Source organism: Pseudomonas sp. BMW13 (assembly GCF_013357275.1).
In the GTDB taxonomy this organism is placed as follows: Bacteria; Pseudomonadota; Gammaproteobacteria; order Pseudomonadales; family Pseudomonadaceae; genus Aquipseudomonas; species Aquipseudomonas khazarica.
Map to the genome: position 1 here is coordinate 59,920 of NZ_SUKD01000001.1, position 21,368 is coordinate 81,287.

General features: G+C 61.3%; 20 protein-coding genes. 4 read left to right on the forward strand and 16 right to left on the reverse strand.

The window, feature by feature from the left end; genetic code table 11:
- Positions 1-11: 11 nt before the first annotated feature.
- The 16 genes from atpG to rpmH all read right to left on the reverse strand — a co-directional run bounded on the left by atpG (position 12) and on the right by rpmH (position 14,294).
- Complete coding sequence (atpG, locus tag E4487_RS00280; RefSeq protein ID WP_037054767.1) at positions 12-872, reverse strand: F0F1 ATP synthase subunit gamma; 861 nt, start codon at positions 870-872, stop codon at positions 12-14.
- Positions 873-922: 50 nt separating this feature from the next.
- On the reverse strand, positions 923-2,467 hold the full coding sequence (atpA, locus tag E4487_RS00285) for a F0F1 ATP synthase subunit alpha (protein WP_037054768.1): 1,545 nt from the start codon (positions 2,465-2,467) through the stop codon (positions 923-925).
- Positions 2,468-2,488: 21 nt separating this feature from the next.
- Entirely contained in the window at positions 2,489-3,025 is a 537-nt protein-coding gene (locus tag E4487_RS00290; protein WP_037054769.1) for a F0F1 ATP synthase subunit delta, read from the reverse strand.
- 14 nt (positions 3,026-3,039) lie between these two features.
- Complete coding sequence (locus E4487_RS00295; protein ID WP_037054770.1) at positions 3,040-3,510, reverse strand: F0F1 ATP synthase subunit B; 471 nt, start codon at positions 3,508-3,510, stop codon at positions 3,040-3,042.
- 56 nt (positions 3,511-3,566) lie between these two features.
- Entirely contained in the window at positions 3,567-3,824 is a 258-nt protein-coding gene (atpE, locus tag E4487_RS00300; RefSeq protein ID WP_003097235.1) for a F0F1 ATP synthase subunit C, read from the reverse strand.
- A gap of 151 nt (positions 3,825-3,975) precedes the next feature.
- Complete coding sequence (gene atpB, locus E4487_RS00305) at positions 3,976-4,842, reverse strand: F0F1 ATP synthase subunit A (protein ID WP_037054772.1); 867 nt, start codon at positions 4,840-4,842, stop codon at positions 3,976-3,978.
- Between the two features lie 17 nt (positions 4,843-4,859).
- Positions 4,860-5,264: a F0F1 ATP synthase subunit I gene (locus tag E4487_RS00310; RefSeq protein ID WP_037054774.1), complete on the reverse strand. Its 405-nt coding sequence runs from the start codon at positions 5,262-5,264 to the stop codon at positions 4,860-4,862.
- Between the two features lie 160 nt (positions 5,265-5,424).
- Complete coding sequence (locus E4487_RS00315) at positions 5,425-6,294, reverse strand: ParB/RepB/Spo0J family partition protein (RefSeq protein ID WP_037054776.1); 870 nt, start codon at positions 6,292-6,294, stop codon at positions 5,425-5,427.
- Between the two features lie 11 nt (positions 6,295-6,305).
- Positions 6,306-7,094 carry a ParA family protein gene (locus E4487_RS00320; RefSeq protein WP_037054778.1) on the reverse strand — a complete coding sequence of 263 codons (789 nt, stop codon included), beginning with the start codon at positions 7,092-7,094 and terminating at the stop codon, positions 6,306-6,308.
- A gap of 12 nt (positions 7,095-7,106) precedes the next feature.
- Positions 7,107-7,754 (reverse strand): 16S rRNA (guanine(527)-N(7))-methyltransferase RsmG, encoded by a 648-nt coding sequence (rsmG, locus tag E4487_RS00325; protein WP_167519235.1) that lies wholly within the window; start codon positions 7,752-7,754, stop codon positions 7,107-7,109.
- Complete coding sequence (mnmG, locus tag E4487_RS00330; protein WP_175252489.1) at positions 7,751-9,643, reverse strand: tRNA uridine-5-carboxymethylaminomethyl(34) synthesis enzyme MnmG; 1,893 nt, start codon at positions 9,641-9,643, stop codon at positions 7,751-7,753. The genes rsmG and mnmG overlap by 4 nt, the downstream gene beginning before the upstream one ends.
- A gap of 639 nt (positions 9,644-10,282) precedes the next feature.
- A complete protein-coding gene (gene mnmE, locus E4487_RS00335; protein ID WP_152490065.1) occupies positions 10,283-11,650 on the reverse strand; it encodes a tRNA uridine-5-carboxymethylaminomethyl(34) synthesis GTPase MnmE in 1,368 nt (455 codons plus the stop codon).
- A 105-nt stretch (positions 11,651-11,755) separates the two neighbouring features.
- Positions 11,756-13,501, reverse strand: coding sequence for a membrane protein insertase YidC (gene yidC, locus E4487_RS00340; RefSeq protein WP_150607333.1), 1,746 nt, complete (start codon positions 13,499-13,501; stop codon positions 11,756-11,758).
- A gap of 2 nt (positions 13,502-13,503) precedes the next feature.
- A complete protein-coding gene (gene yidD / locus E4487_RS00345; protein WP_080757053.1) occupies positions 13,504-13,749 on the reverse strand; it encodes a membrane protein insertion efficiency factor YidD in 246 nt (81 codons plus the stop codon).
- Positions 13,742-14,143 carry a ribonuclease P protein component gene (gene rnpA / locus E4487_RS00350; protein ID WP_134676624.1) on the reverse strand — a complete coding sequence of 134 codons (402 nt, stop codon included), beginning with the start codon at positions 14,141-14,143 and terminating at the stop codon, positions 13,742-13,744. The genes yidD and rnpA overlap by 8 nt, the downstream gene beginning before the upstream one ends.
- A 16-nt stretch (positions 14,144-14,159) precedes the next feature.
- A complete protein-coding gene (rpmH, locus tag E4487_RS00355; protein ID WP_003290924.1) occupies positions 14,160-14,294 on the reverse strand; it encodes a 50S ribosomal protein L34 in 135 nt (44 codons plus the stop codon).
- Between the two features lie 518 nt (positions 14,295-14,812).
- On the opposite strand from rpmH, the gene dnaA reads away from it, so the two are divergent.
- The 4 genes from dnaA to gyrB are packed head-to-tail and all read left to right on the forward strand — an operon-like array spanning position 14,813 to position 20,974.
- Positions 14,813-16,303 (forward strand): chromosomal replication initiator protein DnaA, encoded by a 1,491-nt coding sequence (dnaA, locus tag E4487_RS00360; RefSeq protein WP_037054792.1) that lies wholly within the window; start codon positions 14,813-14,815, stop codon positions 16,301-16,303.
- A 31-nt stretch (positions 16,304-16,334) separates the two neighbouring features.
- Positions 16,335-17,438, forward strand: coding sequence for a DNA polymerase III subunit beta (gene dnaN, locus E4487_RS00365; RefSeq protein ID WP_037054793.1), 1,104 nt, complete (start codon positions 16,335-16,337; stop codon positions 17,436-17,438).
- 7 nt (positions 17,439-17,445) lie between these two features.
- Entirely contained in the window at positions 17,446-18,549 is a 1,104-nt protein-coding gene (recF, locus tag E4487_RS00370) for a DNA replication/repair protein RecF (protein ID WP_047592343.1), read from the forward strand.
- Between the two features lie 4 nt (positions 18,550-18,553).
- Positions 18,554-20,974 carry a DNA topoisomerase (ATP-hydrolyzing) subunit B gene (gene gyrB, locus E4487_RS00375; protein ID WP_037054798.1) on the forward strand — a complete coding sequence of 807 codons (2,421 nt, stop codon included), beginning with the start codon at positions 18,554-18,556 and terminating at the stop codon, positions 20,972-20,974.
- The last annotated feature ends 394 nt before the right edge of the window (positions 20,975-21,368 follow it).

The window sequence follows — 21,368 nt, forward strand, 5'->3', positions numbered from 1 at the left end:
TTGAACCGTTCTTAAACCGCGGCAGCGCCGCCGACGATTTCCGAAATCTCTTGGGTGATCGCTGCCTGACGCGCCTTGTTGTAAATCAGCTGCAGGTCTTTGATGAGCTGGCCAGCGTTGTCGGTGGCGTTCTTCATCGCGATCATCCGTGCAGCCTGCTCGGCCGCATTGTTCTCGACCACTGCCTGGTACACCTGGGATTCGACGTAGCGAACCATCAGGCCTTCGAGCAGTTCCTTGGCATCGGGCTCGTACAGATAGTCCCAGTGATGCTTGAGGTCTTGATCCGGATCGGCCACCAGCGGAACCAACTGCTCCACTGTAGGCTTCTGCGTCATGGTATTGATGAACTTGTTCGAGACCACGGACAGACGGTCGATACGCCCCTCGAGGTAAGCGTCGAGCATGACCTTGACACTACCGATCAGGTCGTTGATCGACGGCTCTTCGCCGAGGTGGCTGATCGCAGCGACGACATTGCCACCAAAGTTGCGGAAGAATGCCGCACCCTTGGAGCCAATCACGCAGAGATCGATCTCCACGCCTTGCTCGCGATCTTTCGCCATGTCCTTGACCAGGGCCTTGAACAGGTTGGTGTTCAAGCCACCGCACAGACCACGGTCACTGCTCACCACCACATAACCGGCGCGCTTGACGGGGCGCTCGATCATGAAGGGATGGCGGTACTCCGGGTTGGCGTTGGCCAGATGACCAATCACCTGGCGGATACGCTCCGCGTAGGGACGGCTAGCAGCCATGCGCTGTTGTGCCTTGCGCATTTTGCTGACCGCCACCTTTTCCATGGCGCTGGTGATCTTCTGCGTGCTTTTGATGCTCGCAATCTTGCTGCGAATCTCTTTTGCGCCTGCCATTTCACACCTATCGGGTTAGCAGGCGGGCGTCTTGCGACGCCCGCTGCGGCTTACCAGGTTTGGGTGGCTTTGAACTTCTCGATACCGGCTTTGATGCCCGCGTCGATTTCGTCGTTGAAGTCACCTTTCACGTTGATCTTGGCCATCAGATCGGCCAGCTCACGGTTGAAGTAGCCCAGCAGGGCTGCTTCGAAGGCGCCAACTTTGTTCACTTCCACGTCGGTCAGGAAGCCACGCTCGGCAGCGTACAGAGACACGGACATGTCGGCGATCGACATGGGTGCGTACTGCTTCTGCTTCATCAGCTCGGTAACGCGCTGACCGTGCTCGAGCTGCTTGCGGGTGGCTTCGTCCAGGTCAGAGGCGAACTGGGCGAAGGCCGCCAGTTCACGGTACTGAGCCAGAGCGGTACGGATACCACCGGAGAGCTTCTTGATGATCTTGGTCTGAGCGGCACCGCCCACACGGGATACCGAGATACCGGCGTTGACGGCCGGACGGATACCCGAGTTGAACATGGCCGATTCCAGGAAGATCTGACCGTCGGTGATCGAGATCACGTTGGTCGGAACGAACGCGGAAACGTCACCCGCCTGGGTTTCGATGATCGGCAGAGCGGTCAGGGAACCAGTCTTGCCGGTCACGGCGCCATTGGTGAACTTCTCGACGTATTCCTCGGAAACGCGGGAAGCGCGCTCCAGCAGGCGGCTGTGGAGATAGAACACGTCGCCCGGGTAGGCTTCACGGCCTGGCGGACGGCGCAGCAGCAGGGAGATCTGGCGGTAAGCAACGGCCTGCTTGGACAGGTCGTCGTACACGATCAGAGCGTCTTCACCGCGGTCGCGGAAGTATTCGCCCATGGTGCAGCCGGAGTACGGCGCCAGGAACTGCAGTGCGGCGGATTCGGAAGCGGAAGCGGCCACCACGATGGTGTTGGCCAGCGCACCGGTTTCTTCCAGCTTGCGCACGACGTTGGCGATGGTCGATTGCTTCTGACCGATAGCCACGTACACGCAGCGGATGCCGCTGTCTTTCTGGTTGATGATGGCGTCGACGGCCAGAGCGGTCTTACCGATCTGACGGTCACCGATGATCAGCTCGCGCTGGCCACGGCCGACCGGGATCATGGCATCGACCGACTTGTAACCGGTCTGTACCGGCTGGTCGACGGACTTACGCCAGATCACGCCCGGTGCAACCTTCTCAACCGCGTCAGTTGCCTGAGCGTTGATCGGGCCTTTGCCGTCGATCGGGTTACCCAGTGCGTCGACGACGCGGCCCAGCAGTTCCGGACCAACCGGGACTTCCAGGATGCGACCGGTGCACTTGGCGCTCATGCCTTCGGCCAGGCTGGTGTAAGCACCCAGCACAACGGCACCGACGGAGTCTTGCTCCAGGTTCAGTGCCATACCGTAGACACCGCCCGGGAACTCGATCATTTCGCCGTACATGACGTCGGCCAGACCGTAGATACGCACGATACCGTCGGAAACGGAGACAATGGTGCCTTCGTTGCGGGCTTGGGAGGCGACGTCGAGTTTCTCGATGCGCCCCTTGATGATTTCACTAATTTCGGAAGGATTGAGTTGCTGCATAGCTCTGCTGCCCCTTCAAACTCAAGATTTCAATGCTTCGGCCAGTTTCGCGAGCTTGCCGCGAACCGAGCCATCGATTACCAGGTCGCCGGCGCGGATCAGTACACCACCGATCAGGGTGGCATCTTCCGCGGCGTGCAGACGCACTTCTCGGCCGAGCCGTGCACTGAGAACCTTGGCGAGTTTGTCTTGCTGTTCATCGCTCAATGCGAAGGCACTGGTGACATCCACGTCGATCGACTTCTCTTGCTCGGCCTTGTACAGCTCGAACAGGGCGAAGACATCCGGCAACAAGGCCAGACGATCGTTCTCGGCGATAACGCGGATGAAGTTCTGTGCCTGGGCGTCGAACTTGTCACCACACACCTCGACAAAGGTGGTGGCCTTTTCTGTACTCGTCAGACGCGGGGCCTTGAGCACGCGCTGCATGGTGTCGTCGAGCGACACCGCTGCAGCCAGGCCGAGCATGGCTGACCAATTGGCCAGTTGCTGGTGGGCCTGGGCGTGCTCGAAGGCAGCCTTAGCGTAAGGTCGGGCCAGCGTGGTCAGTTCTGCCATGATCGCGCCCTCGCTTAAATTTCGGCTGCCAGTTTGTTAACCAGCTCCGCATGCGCGTTTTGGTCGATGGATGCGCCCAGGATCTTCTCCGCACCGCTGACTGCCAGGCCACCCACTTGGGCGCGCAGGGCGTCTTTGATGCCGTTGATTTCCTGTTCGATCTCGGCCTGAGCCTGAGCCTTCACGCGGTCAGCTTCGACACGGGCCTGATCACGGGCTTCGTCGACGATCTGAGCAGCACGCTTATTGGCTTGCTCGATGATTTCGGCGGCCTGACCTTTGGCTTCGCGCAGTTGCTGGGCCACTTTCTCGTGGGCCAGCTCCAGATCACGAGCCGCGCGGTTGGCAGCGTCCAAGCCGTCTGCGATCTTCTTCTGACGTTCCTGCAAAGCCGCAATGACCGGAGGCCATACGAACTTCATGCAGAACAGCACGAAGATGAAGAAGGCAACGGACTGGCCTATCAGGGTTGCATTAATGTTCACGCCAACACCTCGCTCGTTCGTTGTCCGTCACACCAATTCACTCGAAGACGAGTGAATTAGCCTGCGATTTGACCAACGAAGGGGTTCGCGAAGGTGAAGAACAGTGCGATACCAACACCGATCATGGTCACGGCGTCGAGCAGACCGGCGACGATGAACATTTTAACTTGCAGCATCGGGACCATTTCCGGCTGACGCGCAGCGCCTTCCAGGAACTTGCCACCCAGCAGACCGAAACCGATGGCGGTACCCAGGGCACCCAGGCCGATCAGCAGTGCAACGGCGATAGCGGTCAAACCAACTACAGTTTCCATTTTTCCTCCCGACTTACAGTCGTATTGGTTAAGGTTTTTGTTGAAGCGGTAAAACGAAATCGTTTGTTTACAGCAGCCCTCATGCCCGCGGGCAGTGAGGGTTTGTCCTGGCAGGCGCCGCCTGAGCGGCGCCGCGGAACCTTAGCGCGCCTTAGTGGTTGTCTTCGTGCGCCATCGACAGGTAGACGATGGTCAGCATCATGAAGATGAACGCCTGCAGCACGATGATCAGGATGTGGAAGATGGCCCAGGCCAGCTGCAGCACACCACCCAGCGAGCCCAGCAGCATGCCGCCGCTGAACATGATGGCGATCAGGATGAAGATCAGCTCGCCGGCATACAGGTTGCCGAACAGTCGCAGTGCCAGGGAGACCGGCTTGGCGATCAGGGTGACGAATTCCAGCAGGAAGTTCACCGGGACCAGCAGGATCTTCATGGCGATGTTGTTGGAGCTGAACGGGTGCATGGTCAGCTCGCCGAGGAAGCCGCCGATGCCCTTGACCTTGACGCTGTAGAACAGGATCAGGGCGAACACCGACAGGGCCAGGCCCAGGGTCGCGTTCGGGTCGGTGGTCGGCACGACACGGAAGTACAGGTGCGGATCGCCAACCAGGGTGGCAGCCAGTTTCGGCAGCCAGTCAACCGGGATGAGGTCCATGAAGTTCATCAGGAAGACCCAGACGAAGATGGTCAGGGCCAGCGGGGCAATCAGCGGATTGCGACCGTGGAAGGTGTCCTTGACGCTGCCATCGACGAACTCGACCAGAACCTCGACGAAGTTCTGCAGGCCGCCCGGCTGGTCCGAGGTGGCCTTGCGCGCCGCCAGGCGGAACAGGACGATGAAGATCAGGCCGAGAACCACCGACACCGCCAGGGTGTCTACGTGGAAGGCCCAGAAGCCCATTTCTTTGGCTTCCTGTGCGGTGTGGGCGAAACTCCAGCCGTTCACCGGGTGCTGACCATAGGTCAGGTTGGTGAGGTGGTGCTGGATGTAACCCGAAGCGGTTTCTGCTGCCATTATTTGCCTCGAACGCTTTAAGGTCTTGAAAATTTCGTTATCAGCAGCGGGGCGAACCAGCTGACCATCAGGGTCAGCAGGTAGACACCGAACAACATCGGTGCCTCCAGGGGTTTCACGCCCGCAAACGTCAGCGCAAAGAGCACGAACGTCAGAATCAGTTTTCCCGCTTCGCCCGCATAAAAAGAACGGACGATTTCCCTAGCCGCCCGCGCGCCGCTGTAGCGGAACGCCTTGTGGGCGAAATACAGATTCGGCAACCAGGCGATCATGCCCCCCAACAGTGCCGAATAACCCGCCACGTTGCCTCGCCATTGCCAGGTCAGCGTAGCAGCGAGCAGCAATACGACGAGTTGTGCCATCAGCACCGGGAAGACCGGTAGGCGATGGAAGGGCAGGCGCTTCGGCATGCGGCGTTCCATCAACTGATGTCCCTCGACTATCGACCGCTTTAACTCAATGAATTGGCATAAAAAGTGCCAACAAAATTGCGCGCAGAGTATAGGGGGCGTATTCCCCCCATTCAACTGTCCGGTAGTGATTTCCGACCATGCGCTACATGGTCAGGTGTGGCGAATTGTTTCAGCGGATGTGAGCGAGCACGCCCTGCAATTCGTCGAGGGAGTTGTAGCGGATGACCAACTGGCCCTTGCCCTTGGCGCCGTGTTTTATCTGCACTGGCGAGCCCAGACGCTCTGCCAGACGCTGTTCGAGGCGACTGATGTCCGGGTCGGGCTTGGCTTTTGCCGGCGCCGGTTTGGCACTCAGCCACTGGCGAACCAGCGCTTCGGTCTGGCGTACGGTGAGGCCGCGTGCGACAACGTGTCGCGCAGCTTCGACCTGCTGTTCGAGGGGCAGACCGAGCAATGCACGGGCATGACCCATCTCCAGATCGCCATGGGACAGCAGCGTCTTGATCTCGTCCGGCAGGGCGATCAGACGCAGCAGGTTGGTGATGGTGACGCGCGATTTGCCGACGGCATCGGCGACCTGCTGCTGGGTCAGCTCGAACTCCTGCTGCAGGCGCTGCAGGGCGACGGCTTCCTCGATCGGATTGAGGTCCTCGCGCTGGATGTTCTCGATCAGCGCCATGGCGATGGCGGCTTCGTCCGCCAGCTCGCGAACCATGGCCGGGATCTTGTCCTGGCCGGCCAGCTGGCTGGCTCGCCAGCGACGCTCACCGGCGACGATCTCGAAACGACCGTCGCCGATCGGCCGCAGCACGATAGGTTGCATCACGCCCTGGGCGCGGATGGAGGCGGCGAGTTCTTCCAGAGCGGTCTGGTCCATGTCGCGACGCGGCTGGTACTTGCCCCGCTGGATCAGTTCCAGCGGCACGTATTGCAGCTCACGCGTATCGACCTGGGCGGCCTCTTCCTGCAGTGCACTGACGGTGTTGCCACCGAGCAGGGCGTCCAGACCTCGACCCAGACCTCGTTTCTTCGCAGCCATGCGGATGTTCCTTAAGCGGTAGCGGTTTTCGCGGCGGCGCGCTGACGGCGCACCAGCTCGCCGGCCAATGCCAGGTAGGCGATGGCACCACGGGATTGTTTGTCATACACCAGCGCCGGCATGCCGAAGCTCGGAGCCTCGGCCAGGCGCACGTTACGCGGGATCACGGCGTCGTACAGCTTGTCGCCGAAATGCTCCTTGAGCTGAGCGCTGACATCGTTGGTCAGGCTGATGCGCGGGTCGTACATGGTACGCAGCAGACCTTCGATCTGCAGCTTGGGATTGAGCAGCTGGCCGATGCGCTGGATGCTGTTGACCAGATCGGAGAGCCCTTCCAGCGCGTAGTACTCGCACTGCATGGGGATGATCACACCGTCGGCGGCGACCAGGGCGTTGATGGTCAGCATGTTCAGCGACGGCGGGCAGTCGATGAGGATGTAGTCGTAGTTCTCGCGGATCGGCGCCAGGGCATAGCGCAGGCGACTTTCCTTCATCTTCATTTCCAGCAGCGCGACTTCGGCGGCCGTCAGGTCGCGGTTGGCCGGCAACAGCTGGTAGCCGCCATGCTCGGAAAACTGCATCGCCTCGCTGAGATCGCATTCGCCGATCAGCACGTCGTAGATCGAGTGCTCGAGGGCATGCTTGTCGATGCCACTGCCCATGGTCGCGTTGCCCTGCGGGTCGAGGTCGATGAGCAGCACGCGGCGCTTGGTCGCCACCAGAGAAGCAGCCAGGTTGATGCACGTCGTGGTTTTGCCCACGCCGCCTTTCTGATTGGCGATCGCGAATACCTTGGCCATCTTCCTTCCCCCTTAGACCGAGCGACGCAGTATCAACAGATGGCGTTGGCCTTGGCAACCGGGAACCCGCAACACGTGCGTGGCACTGAGGCGGAAGTCCGCCGGCAACGCCTGCAGCTCATCGTCCGGGTGGACCCCTTTCATCGCCAGCCACTGGGTGTCGGCATTGCCAAGGTGGCGCGTCCAGTCGCTGAAATCCTGCAGGCTGCTGAACGCCCGCGAGCTGATGCCATCGAAGGGCCGCTCGGGTCGATACGCTTCGACCCGGCTGTGGACAACCTCAAGGTTGTCGAGTTTCAGCTCGAGCTTCACCTGGACCAGAAAACGGGTCTTCTTGCCATTGGAGTCGAGCAGGGTGAAATGCCGCTCGGGGAACATGATCGCCAGCGGAATGCCGGGCATGCCGCCGCCGCTGCCGACGTCCAGCCAGTTATCCCCACGCTCGGCCACGAAGGGCACCACCGACAGGCTGTCGAGCAGGTGACGCGACACCATCTCGTCGGGATCGCGCACGGCGGTGAGGTTGTAGGCCTTGTTCCACTTGATCAGCAGGCCCAGGTAGGCGAGCAGTTGCTGCTGTTGTGGCTCGCTGAGCTCGACGCCAAGCTCGCGAGCGCCCTGGATCAGTTCTTCGGCGTGGCGCTGGGTGACCGACATCAGGCGCTCTGCTCCAGTTTCTGACCCGCACTGCGTTTCTTCAGGTGAATCAGCAGCAGAGAGATCGCCGCCGGCGTGACACCGGGAATGCGCCCGGCCTGGCCGAGGGTGGCCGGACGGGTGTTGCCCAGCTTGAACTGGATTTCCTTGGACAGACCGGAGATGGCGCTGTAGTCCAGATCCTCCGGCAGCTTGGTGTCCTCGCTGGCCCGCAGCTTGGCGATCTCTTCCTGCTGGCGGTCGATGTAGCCGGCGTACTTGGTCTTGATCTCGACCTGTTCGGCCACCTGGTTATCCACAGCCGGTGACTCGGTCACTTCGGCAAGGGTGGCGTAATCGATCTCCGGACGGGCCAGCAGATTGAGCAGGTGGTACTCGTGGGCCAGCGGGGTACCGAAACGCGCGGCGATGGCATCACCCTGCGGGGTGCCCGGGCGTACCCAGGTGCTCTTCAGGCGCTGTTCTTCCTGGATGATGCCCTCACGCTTGGCTTCGAACGCCGCCCAGCGCTCGTCATCGACCAGGCCCAGCTCGCGGCCCTTCTCGGTCAGGCGCAGGTCGGCGTTGTCCTCGCGCAGAATCAGCCGGTACTCGGCCCGCGAGGTGAACATGCGGTAAGGCTCCTGGGTGCCGAGGGTGATCAGGTCGTCGACCAGCACACCGATGTAGGCCTCGTCACGGCGCGGGCACCAGGCTTCCTTGCCCTGCGCGCGCAGCGCGGCGTTGCAGCCCGCCAGCAGGCCCTGGGCGCCGGCTTCTTCGTAGCCGGTGGTGCCGTTGATCTGCCCGGCGAAGAACAGGCCGCCGATGACCTTGGTCTCCAGGCTGTACTTCAGGTCGCGCGGATCGAAGTAGTCGTACTCGATGGCATATCCCGGACGCACGATGTGGGCGTTCTCCATGCCGCGGATGCTGCGCACGATCTGCAGCTGCACATCGAACGGCAGCGAGGTGGAGATACCGTTGGGATACAGCTCATGGGTGGTCAGGCCTTCCGGCTCGATGAACACCTGGTGGCTGTCCTTGTCGGCGAAGCGGTGGATCTTGTCTTCGATCGACGGGCAGTAGCGCGGCCCCACGCCTTCGATGACACCGGAATACATCGGCGAACGGTCGAGGTTCGCCGCGATGATCTCGTGGGTACGGGCGTTGGTGTGGGTGATCCAGCAACTGATCTGCTGCGGCTGATGCTCGCGCTTGCCGAGGAAGGACATCAGCGGCGTCGGTGTGTCCCCCGGCTGCTCGGTCATCACCGAGAAGTCCACGGAGCGTCCGTCGATGCGCGGCGGAGTGCCGGTTTTCAGGCGACCGACGCGCAGCGGCAGTTCGCGCAGGCGCTGGGCCAGGGTGATGGAAGGCGGGTCGCCGGCGCGGCCACCGGAGTAGTTCTGCAGGCCGATGTGGATAAGTCCACCGAGGAAGGTGCCTGTGGTCAACACCACAGAATCCGCATGGAACCTGAGGCCCATCTGGGTAACCACGCCCTTGACCTCGGCGTTTTCCACAATCAGGTCATCGGCGGCCTGTTGAAAAATCCACAGATTGGCCTGGTTTTCCAGAATCTCGCGTACCGCCGCCTTGTACAGCACGCGATCGGCCTGCGCTCGGGTCGCTCGAACGGCCGGACCCTTGCGGCTGTTGAGGATACGGAACTGGATGCCGCCCTTGTCGGTGGCAGTCGCCATGGCACCGCCGAGGGCATCGATTTCCTTGACCAGGTGGCTCTTGCCGATCCCGCCGATGGCCGGGTTGCAGCTCATCTGGCCAAGGGTCTCGACATTATGGGTGAGCAGCAGGGTCTTCACGCCCATGCGCGCTGCAGCCAGGGCTGCCTCGGTACCGGCATGACCGCCGCCGATCACGATCACGTCAAAACGGGAAGGGAAATCCACCACGCACCTCGTGCCTGTTGAGAAAGGGGTCTGAAAGAAAGGCGGCAAGTATAGGGACTTCGCTCTCCTGAATGAAGCCTTCTGCACAAAAAATAGCCAACCGGTTACCGCCGTTCTCTGCGCCTGTGCGCCCGACCTGATCACCCTCCTGGCATGCCAAAGCGGGTACTGGCTTATAAAGAATAGAAAGAGAGAATTTTTATAAAGCTTGTTCTTTATGTTTATGTATAGAGCAGGCCATTTCTGTGGATAACAAGCTACAGGCCTTGTACTTCAGGGTGTACAGAGAATGATAAGGCTGTGTCGATCCTGCTCGTTTGCGCTGGGAAAGCTGCTGAACCACTGTGGATGGAATGGATGGTTACCCACAGGGGCGGTTACGCCCAGCTTTGTCATAGGCTTATGGGCAGGGTTCAGGGGCGGTTTTCCACAGGGTTTATCCGGGCCTGAATAACTCGCTGGCGAGGCGGCGCACGCTGGATATGTGAGGCGAAAGAAAGCTGCAGGCAGCGGGCATCAGCCCGGATGCGAGCCAGGAAGTGGCAAGGAAGGCTGAGTCGGCGCTGGGAGAAGGCTGGAGGAGCGCGCTTCGTACCACGGGAAGAGAGCGACGCGGCGGCCTGTCTCAGCCTGCCGGTGTCACTTGCCGATGCAGAAGCTGGAGAAGATGCGCCCCAGCAGGTCGTCGCTGCTGAAAGCGCCGGTGATCTCACCCAGGGCCTGCTGGGCCATGCGCAGGTCTTCGGCGAGGAGTTCGCCTGCGCCCATCAGGGTCAGCTGGTTGCGGCCGTGATCGAGGTACTGTTCAGCCTGGTGCAGGGCTTCGAGGTGGCGGCGACGGGCGCTGAAACCGCTTTCGGCGGTCTGTTGATAACCCATGCAGGCTTTCAGATGCTCGCGCAGCAGTTCCAGGCCTTCGGCGGACTTGGCCGACAGACTGAGGGTGACATGGCCATCGGCGCTGGTTGCCAGCGTGACGGCCTCGCCTGACAGGTCGGCCTTGTTGCGGATCAGGGTGACGCGCGCGGGATCCGGGCGCTGCTCGAGAAACTCCGGCCACAGGGCGAAGGGATCGGCTGCCTCCGGTGCGGTGGAGTCGACCACCAGCAGGACGCGGTCGGCCTCGCCTATGGCCTTCAGCGCGCGCTCCACGCCGATGCGCTCCACCTGGTCATCGGTAGCGCGCAGGCCAGCGGTGTCGACCACGTGCAGGGGCATGCCGTCGATGTGGATATGTTCGCGCAGGACGTCGCGGGTGGTGCCGGCGATATCCGTGACGATGGCCGCCTCGCGCCCGGCCAGGGCATTGAGCAGGCTGGACTTGCCGGCGTTGGGGCGGCCGGCGATGACCACGGTCATGCCGTCGCGCAGCAAGGCGCCCTGGCCAGCTTCACGCAACACTGTGGATAAGTCTGCGCGAACGCCGTCGAGTTGCTTCAGCACATGGCCGTCGGCGAGAAAATCGATTTCTTCCTCGGGGAAGTCGATGGCCGCCTCGACATAGATGCGCAGCTGGATCAGCGCTTCGGTCAGCGCATGCACGCGCCTGGAAAACTCGCCCTGCAGCGAGCGCAGGGCATTGCGTGCGGCCTGTTCGGAGCTGGCCTCGATCAGGTCGGCGATGGCTTCGGCCTGGGCCAGGTCGAGCTTGTCGTTGAGAAATGCACGTTCGCTGAACTCACCGGGTCGGGCCAGGCGTGCACCCAGCTCCAGGCAACGGCGCAGCAGCAGGTCGAGCACCACCGGGCCACCGTGGCCCTGCAGTTCGAGCACGTCCTCGCCGGTGAAGGAGTTCGGGCCGGGAAAGTAGATCGCCAGGCCTTCGTCCAGCACCTGCTCGGCCTCGCCGTGAAAGGCGCCGTGATGAGCGAAGCGGGGTTTCAGCTCGCGCCGGCAGATCGTCTGCGCCAACTGCCCGGCCAGTGGCCCCGAGACCCGCACGATGCCGACGCCGCCGCGTCCCTGGGCGGTGGCTACGGCTGCGATGGTGTCTCGGGCATGGGTCATGGCATTCACTCGGTTGTAGGCAGGGCCAGGGTCGCTACGGGGACGATGGATAGCAAAACGCCCCAATCATGGGGCGTTTGCTTGATGCTTGGAAGCCTTGTCGAATCAGGCGTTGGCCGGTTTCGATGCGGCTTCGATCCTGCGGGTAATGTACCACTGCTGGGCGATGGACAGGCAGTTGTTGACCACCCAGTACAGCACCAGACCAGCCGGGAACCACAGGAAGAAGAAGGTGAAGATGATCGGCATCAGCTTCATCACGCGCGCCTGCATGGGGTCCGGCGGCGTCGGGTTGAGCTGCTGCTGGATGAACATGGTCGCGCCCATGATGATCGGCAGGATGAAGAACGGATCCTTGATCGACAGGTCGGTGATCCAGAACATCCACGGTGCCTGACGCATTTCCACGGATTCCAGCAGTACCCAGTACAGGGCGAGGAACACCGGCATCTGCACCAGGATCGGCAGGCAGCCGCCCAGCGGATTGATCTTCTCTTTCTTGTACAGCTCCATCATCGCCTGGGACATCTTCTGGCGATCGTCACCGTGCTGCTCCTTCAGGGCCTGCAGCTTCGGCGATACGGCACGCATGCGCGCCATCGAGCGGTAGCTGGCGGCCGACAGCGGGAAGAAGATCAGCTTGATGATGATGGTCAGGAAGATGATCGACCAGCCCCAGTTGCCCAGCAGGCTGTGGATGACCTGCAGCAGCCAGAAGATCGGCTGGGCGAGGAACCACAGGAAGCCGTAGTCAACGGTCAGCTCCAGGCCCGGGGACAGGGTGCCCAGGTGTTCCTGCAGCTTGGGACCGGCATAGAGAACGGCACCGGTTTCGCCCTTGGCGCCGGCAGCGACCTGTACGGCCGGGCCGGTGAAGCCGACGATGTAGTTGCCCTGGCTGTCCTTGCGGGTCTGGATCAGGTTGCTGGCATCCTTGCTCGGCACCCAGGCGGTGACGAAGTAATGCTGCAGCCAGGCTACCCAACCACCCTGGACGGTTTCCTTGAAGGCGTGCTTGTCGATGTCTTTCATCGACAGCTTCTTGTAGGGCTCGTCAGGGGTCCAGACGGCGGCGCCCAGGTAGGTGGCGGTGCCGGTCGCGGTGGTCGAGGACGGATCGCCGCTGCTGTCACGCTTGAGCTGGGCGAACAGGTTGCCGCTCCAGGCCTGGTCGCTCTGGTTGTCGATCAGGTAACGAACGTCGACCTGGTAGGCGGACGGATCGATGCAGCCAGGCTTCTTCAGCTGCTGCTCACGGGCCGAGCACTGCGGGTTCAGGCCACGCTTGAAGCTGTAGCGCTTGATGTAGCTGACGCCGTTTTCGCTGTAGGTCAGGTCGACCACCAGGCTGTCCTGGCCTTCGGCCAGCGCATAGCTCTGCTTCTCGCTGCTCCACAGGGCACGACCGCTGGATTTGTCCGGAGCGTTCTGGCCGATCAGGCCGCTCTGGGCCAGATAGGTGCGCTCGCTGCCATTGTCGAACAGCTGGAAGGGCACGTCCGGGCGGTCCTGACGGCGAGGGTACTGAGGCAGACGCAGTTGCACGACGTCGCCACCACGCGGATCGATGGCCAGCTCGAGCACGTCGGTCTTGACCCGAATCAGCTCGTCGCTGGTGGCAGCGGTCGGCGCCACGGCAGCAGCGCTGGGCTCGGCCACGGCAGTGGGGATGTCATCGCCGCTGGTGCTGGCGGATGCCGCTGGCGTGTCAGGCAGGTTGGGCGTCGCGACGTTCGAGGTGCTTACCTCGGCCGGCAGGGCAGCCTGGCCATAGTCCTGGTTCCATTGCAGGACCATGAGGTAGGACACGACTGCCAGGGCGACGATCAGGATCGAGCGTTGGATATCCATGATTATTCGGCCATCGAAGGGGATCGGGATGTTTTCGCGGGGGGCACCGGGTCGTAGCCACCTGGATTCCAGGGATGGCAGCGACCTAGCCGGCGGGCTGTCAGCCAGCCACCACGCAGGAAGCCATGTTGATCGATGGCTTCGTAGGCATAGCAGGAACAGCTTGGGTAGAAGCGGCAGTGACTGGCCATCAGGGGGCTGATGGCGTAGCGATAAACCTGGATGCAGGCTAGGGCCACTTTACGCATGGGGCGTGTCGCTTGTCCCGGGGGATGGTTCTGCGTCGTGACTGGGCCGGTTACGGGCCAGGCGTTTCCAGAGCTTGCCGAACTGCTGAGCGAGTTCGGCATTTTCCAGATCGCCTAGCCCTTTCCGGGCGACCACCACGATGTCCCAGCCAATCAGGTTGTGCTGATTGAGCCGGAACGACTCGCGGATTTGACGCTTGATGCGGTTGCGCTCGACGGCGAGCTTGACGCTCTTCTTGCCGATCACCAGACCTAGACGGGAATGATCAAGCTGGTTGTCGCGCGCTAGCAACAGGACACTTTTGCCCGGAGCCTTACCGCTTGGGGAGTCGAAGACTGCCTTGAATTGCCGGGGAGTCAGCAGTCGCTTTTCCCGGCCGAAGCCTCGACTCACCACCTGTCTGGATGAATTAGACAGTCAGACGCTTGCGGCCCTTGGCGCGACGACGCGACAGGACTTGACGGCCGTTCTTGGTGGCCATACGAGCACGGAAACCGTGGGTGCGAGCGCGCTTGATGGTGCTGGGTTGGAAAGTGCGTTTCATGGTGCGTTACCTGGGTGATCGACTAGGGTCGGAATGACCCCGGTTTAAAGAGACCGGCAATTCTAGAGAAAGCCGCACGGTAGGTCAATTTCCAACCAACCTTATTCGCCAGATAAGAATAGAAAGAAGGAAAGGGTTTAAAGAACCTTTTCTTTTTTTATGATGATTAGCGCCGTTCCCCGCTGTGGAAAACCCGCTGCAGAGCCGGCTGCCTGTGGCGTGCGCGGAATCATAAGCCTGTCTGAAACGGGTGCGTGAGGTGTGTGCCCGCTGGGTACAGCCTGAGGACAGAATGCGGGTTTACCCACAGGGCGTTTATCCCTGCACTCATCCCCAGGCTTTTGCAGAATGTTCAGGGGCGCTTATCCACAAGGTTTAGCGCGCCTAAGATAAGCCTGATGAATGTAACTAAGGCTTTGATTTTACTTGGCCATCTTCATCTTGCTATGTGGATAACTCGGTCGTGGCTCGCTACAATGGCAGCTGTTTTTGCACGCCGCCTGGATAGGGGATAGTCAGTGTCAGTGGAACTATGGCAGCAGTGCGTCGAGCTCCTGCGCGATGAATTGCCGGCCCAGCAATTCAACACCTGGATACGTCCTCTGCAGGTCGAAGCCGAAGGCGACGAGCTGCGTGTCTACGCGCCCAACCGCTTCGTGCTCGATTGGGTCAATGAAAAGTACCTGAGTCGTTTGCTGGAGCTGCTCGGTGAGCGCGCCGGTGGCCTGGTGCCTGCGCTTTCCTTATTAATAGGCAGCAAGCGCGCGGCAACCGCTCGTGTTGCACCGACCGCGCCGCCACCGGCTGCCGCTCGTGCCGCGCAGCAGCAGAAAGTCGCCGCGACCAGCAAGCCCGTTCCGCCACCCGTGCAGGAAGAGCCTTCGCGCGCCAGTTTCGACTCCATGGCCGGCGCTGCTCCGCAACCGCCGACACCGGCCGTTGCGCCGCGTACAGAACGTACGGTGCAGGTCGAAGGTGGGCTCAAGCACACCAGTTACCTCAATCGCACCTTCACCTTCGACAACTTCGTCGAGGGCAAGTCCAACCAGTTGGCGCGTGCCGCTGCCTGGCAGGTGGCCGACAATCCCAAGCACGGCTACAACCCGCTGTTCCTCTATGGCGGTGTCGGCCTGGGCAAGACGCACCTGATGCATGCGGTGGGTAATCACCTGCTGGCGAAGAACCCCAATGCCAAGGTGGTCTATCTGCACTCCGAGCGTTTCGTCGCCGACATGGTCAAGGCGCTGCAGCTCAACGCCATCAACGAGTTCAAGCGTTTCTACCGTTCGGTGGACGCGCTGCTGATCGATGACATCCAGTTCTTCGCCAAGAAGGAGCGCTCCCAGGAGGAGTTCTTCCATACCTTCAACGCGCTGCTCGAAGGTGGTCAGCAGGTCATTCTCACCAGTGACCGCTACCCGAAGGAGATCGAAGGTCTGGAGGAGCGCCTGAAGTCGCGCTTCGGCTGGGGCCTGACCGTTGCGGTCGAGCCGCCTGAGCTGGAGACCCGTGTCGCAATCCTGATGAAGAAGGCCGACCAGGCCAAGGTGGATCTGCCGCACGATGCGGCCTTCTTCATTGCCCAGCGCATTCGCTCCAACGTGCGCGAGCTGGAAGGTGCGTTGAAACGGGTGATCGCTCACTCGCACTTCATGGGGCGCGACATCACCATCGAGCTGATCCGTGAGTCGCTCAAGGATCTGTTGGCCCTGCAGGACAAGCTGGTCAGCATCGACAATATCCAGCGCACCACGGCCGAGTACTACAAGATCAAGATCTCCGACCTGCTGTCGAAACGACGCTCGCGTTCCATCGCGCGGCCGCGTCAGGTGGCGATGGCGCTGTCGAAGGAACTGACCAACCACAGCCTGCCGGAAATCGGTGTGGCCTTCGGCGGTCGTGATCACACCACGGTATTGCACGCATGCCGTAAGATTGCTGAACTTAGGGAATCCGACGCGGACATCCGCGAGGACTACAAGAACCTGCTGCGTACCCTGACTACCTGATTCGCAGCTCCACGAGGCAAGGGACTAGACCATGCATTTCACCATTCAACGCGAAGCCCTGTTGAAACCCCTGCAACTGGTCGCCGGTGTCGTGGAACGACGCCAGACGCTGCCGGTTCTGTCCAACGTCCTGCTGGTGGTCGAAGGCCAGCAGCTGTCGCTGACCGGTACCGACCTGGAAGTCGAACTGGTTGGCCGCGTCACGCTGGAAGATGCCGCCGAGCCGGGCGAAATCACCGTGCCGGCACGCAAGCTGATGGACATCTGCAAGAGCCTGCCGAGCGACGCGCTGATCGATATCCGCGTCGACGACCAGAAGTTGCTGGTCAAGGCCGGTCGCAGCCGCTTCACCTTGTCGACCCTGCCGGCCAATGACTTCCCCACCGTCGAGGAAGGTCCGGGTTCGCTGACCTTCAACCTGCCGCAGGCCAAGCTGCGTCGCCTGATCGAGCGCACCAGTTTCGCCATGGCTCAGCAGGACGTGCGCTACTACCTCAACGGTATGCTGCTGGAAGTACAGAGCGGCATGCTGCGCGCCGTGGCCACCGACGGTCACCGCCTGGCCATGTGCTCGATGGAAGCCAGCATCCAGCAGGACGGCAAGCACCAGGTGATCGTGCCGCGCAAAGGTATTCTCGAGCTGGCGCGCCTGCTCACCGAGCAGGACGCCGAAGTGGCCATCGTCCTGGGTCAGCACCACATCCGTGCCAACACCGGCGAGTTCACCTTCACCTCCAAGCTAGTCGACGGCAAGTTCCCGGATTACGAGCGCGTTCTGCCGCGCGGTGGCGACAAGCTGGTGCTGGCGGATCGTCAGGGCCTGCGTGAAGCGTTCAGCCGTACGGCGATTCTCTCCAACGAGAAGTACCGCGGTATTCGCCTGACCCTGGCGGCCGGTCTGCTGAAGATCCAGGCCAACAACCCGGAGCAGGAAGAGGCCGAGGAAGAGATCGTCGTCGACTACAACGGCAGCGGCCTGGAGATCGGTTTCAACGTCAGCTACCTGCTGGACGTGCTGGGGGTGATGGGCACCGAACAGGTTCGCCTGATTCTCTCCGATTCCAACAGCAGTGCCCTGCTGCAGGAAGCCGACAACGACGATTCTGCCTACGTCGTCATGCCGATGAGGCTCTAAGCCTTTAATGTCCCTCAGCCGCATCATGGTCACCGCGGTGCGCAATCTGCACCCGGTGACCCTCTCCCCCTCCCCCCGCATCAACATCCTTCACGGCGCCAACGGCAGCGGCAAGACCAGTGTGCTGGAGGCCATCCATCTGCTCGGCCTCGCTCGCTCCTTTCGCAGCACGCGCCTGCAACCCGTCATTCACTACGAGCAACCGGCCTGTACCATTTTCGGCCAGGTGCAACTGGCGGAAGGTGGCACCAGCAATCTGGGTATCTCCCGCGATCGTCAGGGTGAGTTGCAGATTCGCATCGATGGCCAGAATGCACGCAGTGCTGCTCAGCTCGCCGATCTGTTGCCGCTGCAGCTGATCAACCCGGACAGTTTTCGCCTGCTGGAGGGCGCGCCGAAGATCCGCCGGCAGTTCCTCGACTGGGGTGTGTTCCACGTGGAACATCGCTTTCTCGGTGCCTGGCAGCGGCTGCAGAAAGCCCTGCGGCAGCGGAACTCGTGGCTGCGGCATGGTACACTTGATGGTGCTTCGCAGGCCGCATGGGACCGCGAATTGTGCAGTGCGAGCCAGGACATAGACACCTACCGAAGGGCCTATATCCAGGCGCTGAAGCCGGTGTTCGAACGTACGCTCGCCGAGCTGCTGCAGCTGGAAGGACTGACCCTGAGTTACTACCGCGGCTGGGACAAGGATCGTGAGCTGAGCGACGTGCTCGCCTCATCCCTCCAGCGTGACCAGCAACTCGGACACACCCAGGCCGGACCACAGCGCGCCGATTTGCGTCTGCGCCTGGCGGGGCATAACGCGGCAGAGATCCTGTCGCGGGGGCAACAGAAACTGGTGGTGTGTGCATTACGCATCGCCCAGGGCCACTTGGTCAACGAAGCCAAGCGAGGCCAGTGTATCTATCTGGTGGACGACCTACCGTCGGAACTGGATGAGCAGCACCGTCAGGCGTTATGCCGGTTGCTGGAAGATTTGCGCTGCCAGGTGTTCATCACCTGTGTAGATCATGAATTGTTGAGGGAAGGCTGGCAGACGGATACGCCGGTTGCCATGTTCCACGTGGAACATGGCCGTATCACCCAGACCCAAGACCATCGGGAGTGAAGGCATGAGCGAGAACCAAACGTACGACTCCTCCAGCATCAAGGTGCTGAAAGGACTGGACGCCGTACGCAAACGTCCCGGGATGTACATCGGTGACACGGACGATGGTAGTGGTCTGCACCACATGGTGTTCGAGGTGGTCGACAACTCGATCGACGAGGCGCTGGCCGGTTATTGCAGCGAAATCACCATCACCATCCACCCTGATGAGTCGATCAGTGTGCGGGACAACGGCCGTGGTATCCCGGTCGACACGCACAAGGAGGAAGGTGTTTCCGCCGCAGAGGTCATCATGACCGTGCTGCACGCGGGCGGTAAGTTCGACGACAACAGCTACAAGGTCTCCGGTGGTCTGCACGGCGTGGGTGTCTCGGTGGTCAATGCCCTCTCCAAGGAGCTGGTGTTGACCATTCGCCGTAGCGGCAAGATCTGGGAGCAGACCTATGTGCATGGCGTGCCTCAGGCGCCCCTGACCGCTGTCGGCGATACCGATGGCACGGGCACGCAGATCCACTTCAAACCGTCCGAAGAGACCTTCGCCAACATTCACTTCAGCTGGGATATCCTGGCCAAGCGTCTGCGCGAGCTGTCTTTCCTCAACTCCGGCGTGGGTATCCTGCTGCGTGACGAGCGCACCGGCAAGGAAGAGCTGTTCAAGTACGAAGGCGGACTGAAGGCCTTCGTCGAGTTCCTCAACACCAACAAGACCGTGGTCAACCAGGTGTTCCACTTCAACATCCAGCGCGAAGAAGATGGCGTAGGTGTGGAAGTCGCCCTGCAGTGGAACGACAGCTTCAACGAGAACATCCTCTGCTTCACCAACAACATTCCCCAGCGTGACGGTGGTACCCACCTGGCAGGCTTCCGCTCTGCCCTCACCCGTCACCTGAACAACTACATCGAGCAGGAAGGCCTGGCCAAGAAGTTCAAGGTCAGCACCACCGGTGACGATGCCCGTGAAGGCCTGACCGCGATCATCTCGGTCAAGGTTCCGGACCCGAAATTCAGCTCGCAGACCAAGGACAAGCTGGTCTCCAGCGAAGTGAAGACCGCGGTCGAGCAGGAAATGGGCAAGTACTTCGCCGACTTCCTGCTGGAAAACCCGAACGAAGCCAAGGCTGTGGTCGGCAAGATGATCGACGCTGCCCGTGCCCGTGAAGCGGCGCGCAAGGCACGTGAGATGACCCGCCGCAAGGGTGCACTGGATATCGCCGGCCTGCCCGGCAAACTGGCGGACTGCCAGGAGAAAGACCCGGCGCTGTCCGAACTCTACATCGTGGAGGGTGACTCCGCGGGCGGTTCTGCCAAGCAGGGCCGTAACCGCAAGACCCAGGCGATCCTGCCGCTCAAGGGCAAGATCCTCAACGTCGAGAAGGCGCGCTTCGACAAGATGCTCTCCTCCGCCGAAGTCGGCACCCTGATCACCGCGCTGGGCTGTGGTATCGGGCGTGAGGAATACAACATCGACAAGCTGCGTTACCACAACATCATCATCATGACCGATGCTGACGTCGACGGTTCGCACATCCGCACCCTGCTGCTGACCTTCTTCTTCCGTCAGCTGCCCGAGCTGATCGAGCGTGGCTATGTCTACATCGCCCAGCCACCGCTGTACAAGGTCAAGCGCGGCAAGCAGGAGCAGTACATCAAGGACGATGAGGCCATGGACGAATACATGACCCAGTCGGCCCTGGAAGACGCCAGCCTGCACGTCAACGAGAATGCCCCGGGTCTGTCCGGTGGTGCGCTGGAGAAGCTGGTCGGCGACTATCGCGGCGTGATGAAGACCCTGGATCGCCTGTCGCGCGTCTACCCCAAGGACATCACCGAGAACCTCGTCTACCTGCCGCGCATCGGCCTCGAGCAGCTGGCCGACCATGCCGGCATGCAGGCCTGGCTGGACAGCTTCAGCGCGCGTCTGAAGTCGATGGAGAAGTCCGGGCAGACCTACACTGCCAGCCTGCGTGAAGACCGTGAGCGCCACGTCTGGCTGCCTGAGGTCGAGGTCAAGGCACACGGTCTGTCCAGCTACACCACCTTCAACCGCGACTTCTTCGCCAGCAACGACTACAAGAGCGTCACTGCGCTGGGCGATCAGCTGAACAGTCTGCTGGAAGACGGTGCCTACGTGCAGCGTGGCGAGCGCAAGAAGCCGGTGAGCACGTTCAAGGAAGCCCTGGACTGGCTGATGACAGAAAGCACCAAGCGTCACAGCGTGCAGCGATACAAAGGTCTCGGCGAGATGAACCCGGATCAGCTGTGGGAAACCACCATGGACCCGGAAGTGCGGCGCATGCTCAAGGTGACCATCGAGGATGCCATCGCGGCCGACCAGATCTTCAACACCCTGATGGGCGATGCCGTGGAGCCGCGCCGCGACTTCATCGAGTCCAATGCCCTGGCGGTGTCGAACCTGGACTTCTGATCACTTGTCGACGGGCAGGTTAATTGGCATGATTTAACGAGTTATTGTCATGACAATTTCTGTCACTACCCCGGCCTAGCGCCGGGGTTTTTCTTTGTAGATCAGTCTTTTAGGCATAGCCGCACAACCACCCACAGGCGAGCCGTGTAGTGAAGCTACAAGGATGAGGCGAAAAATCTCGTTTTGGCGTGGACGAATTCTGGGAGATTCGGCAGGACGGCAAGGGCGCTTCAATTTATGCCAATCAAAAGGGCATCGCCCATCAGTGATGACTTGATGGGCAGTACGATGCGACACGCTTGCGGCTTCTTTAAAACGAACCGCATGCTGATGTGCCTGCCACCCTGCCACCCTGCCACCCTGCCACCCTGCTGTAGGTGGACAAAGTTATTTG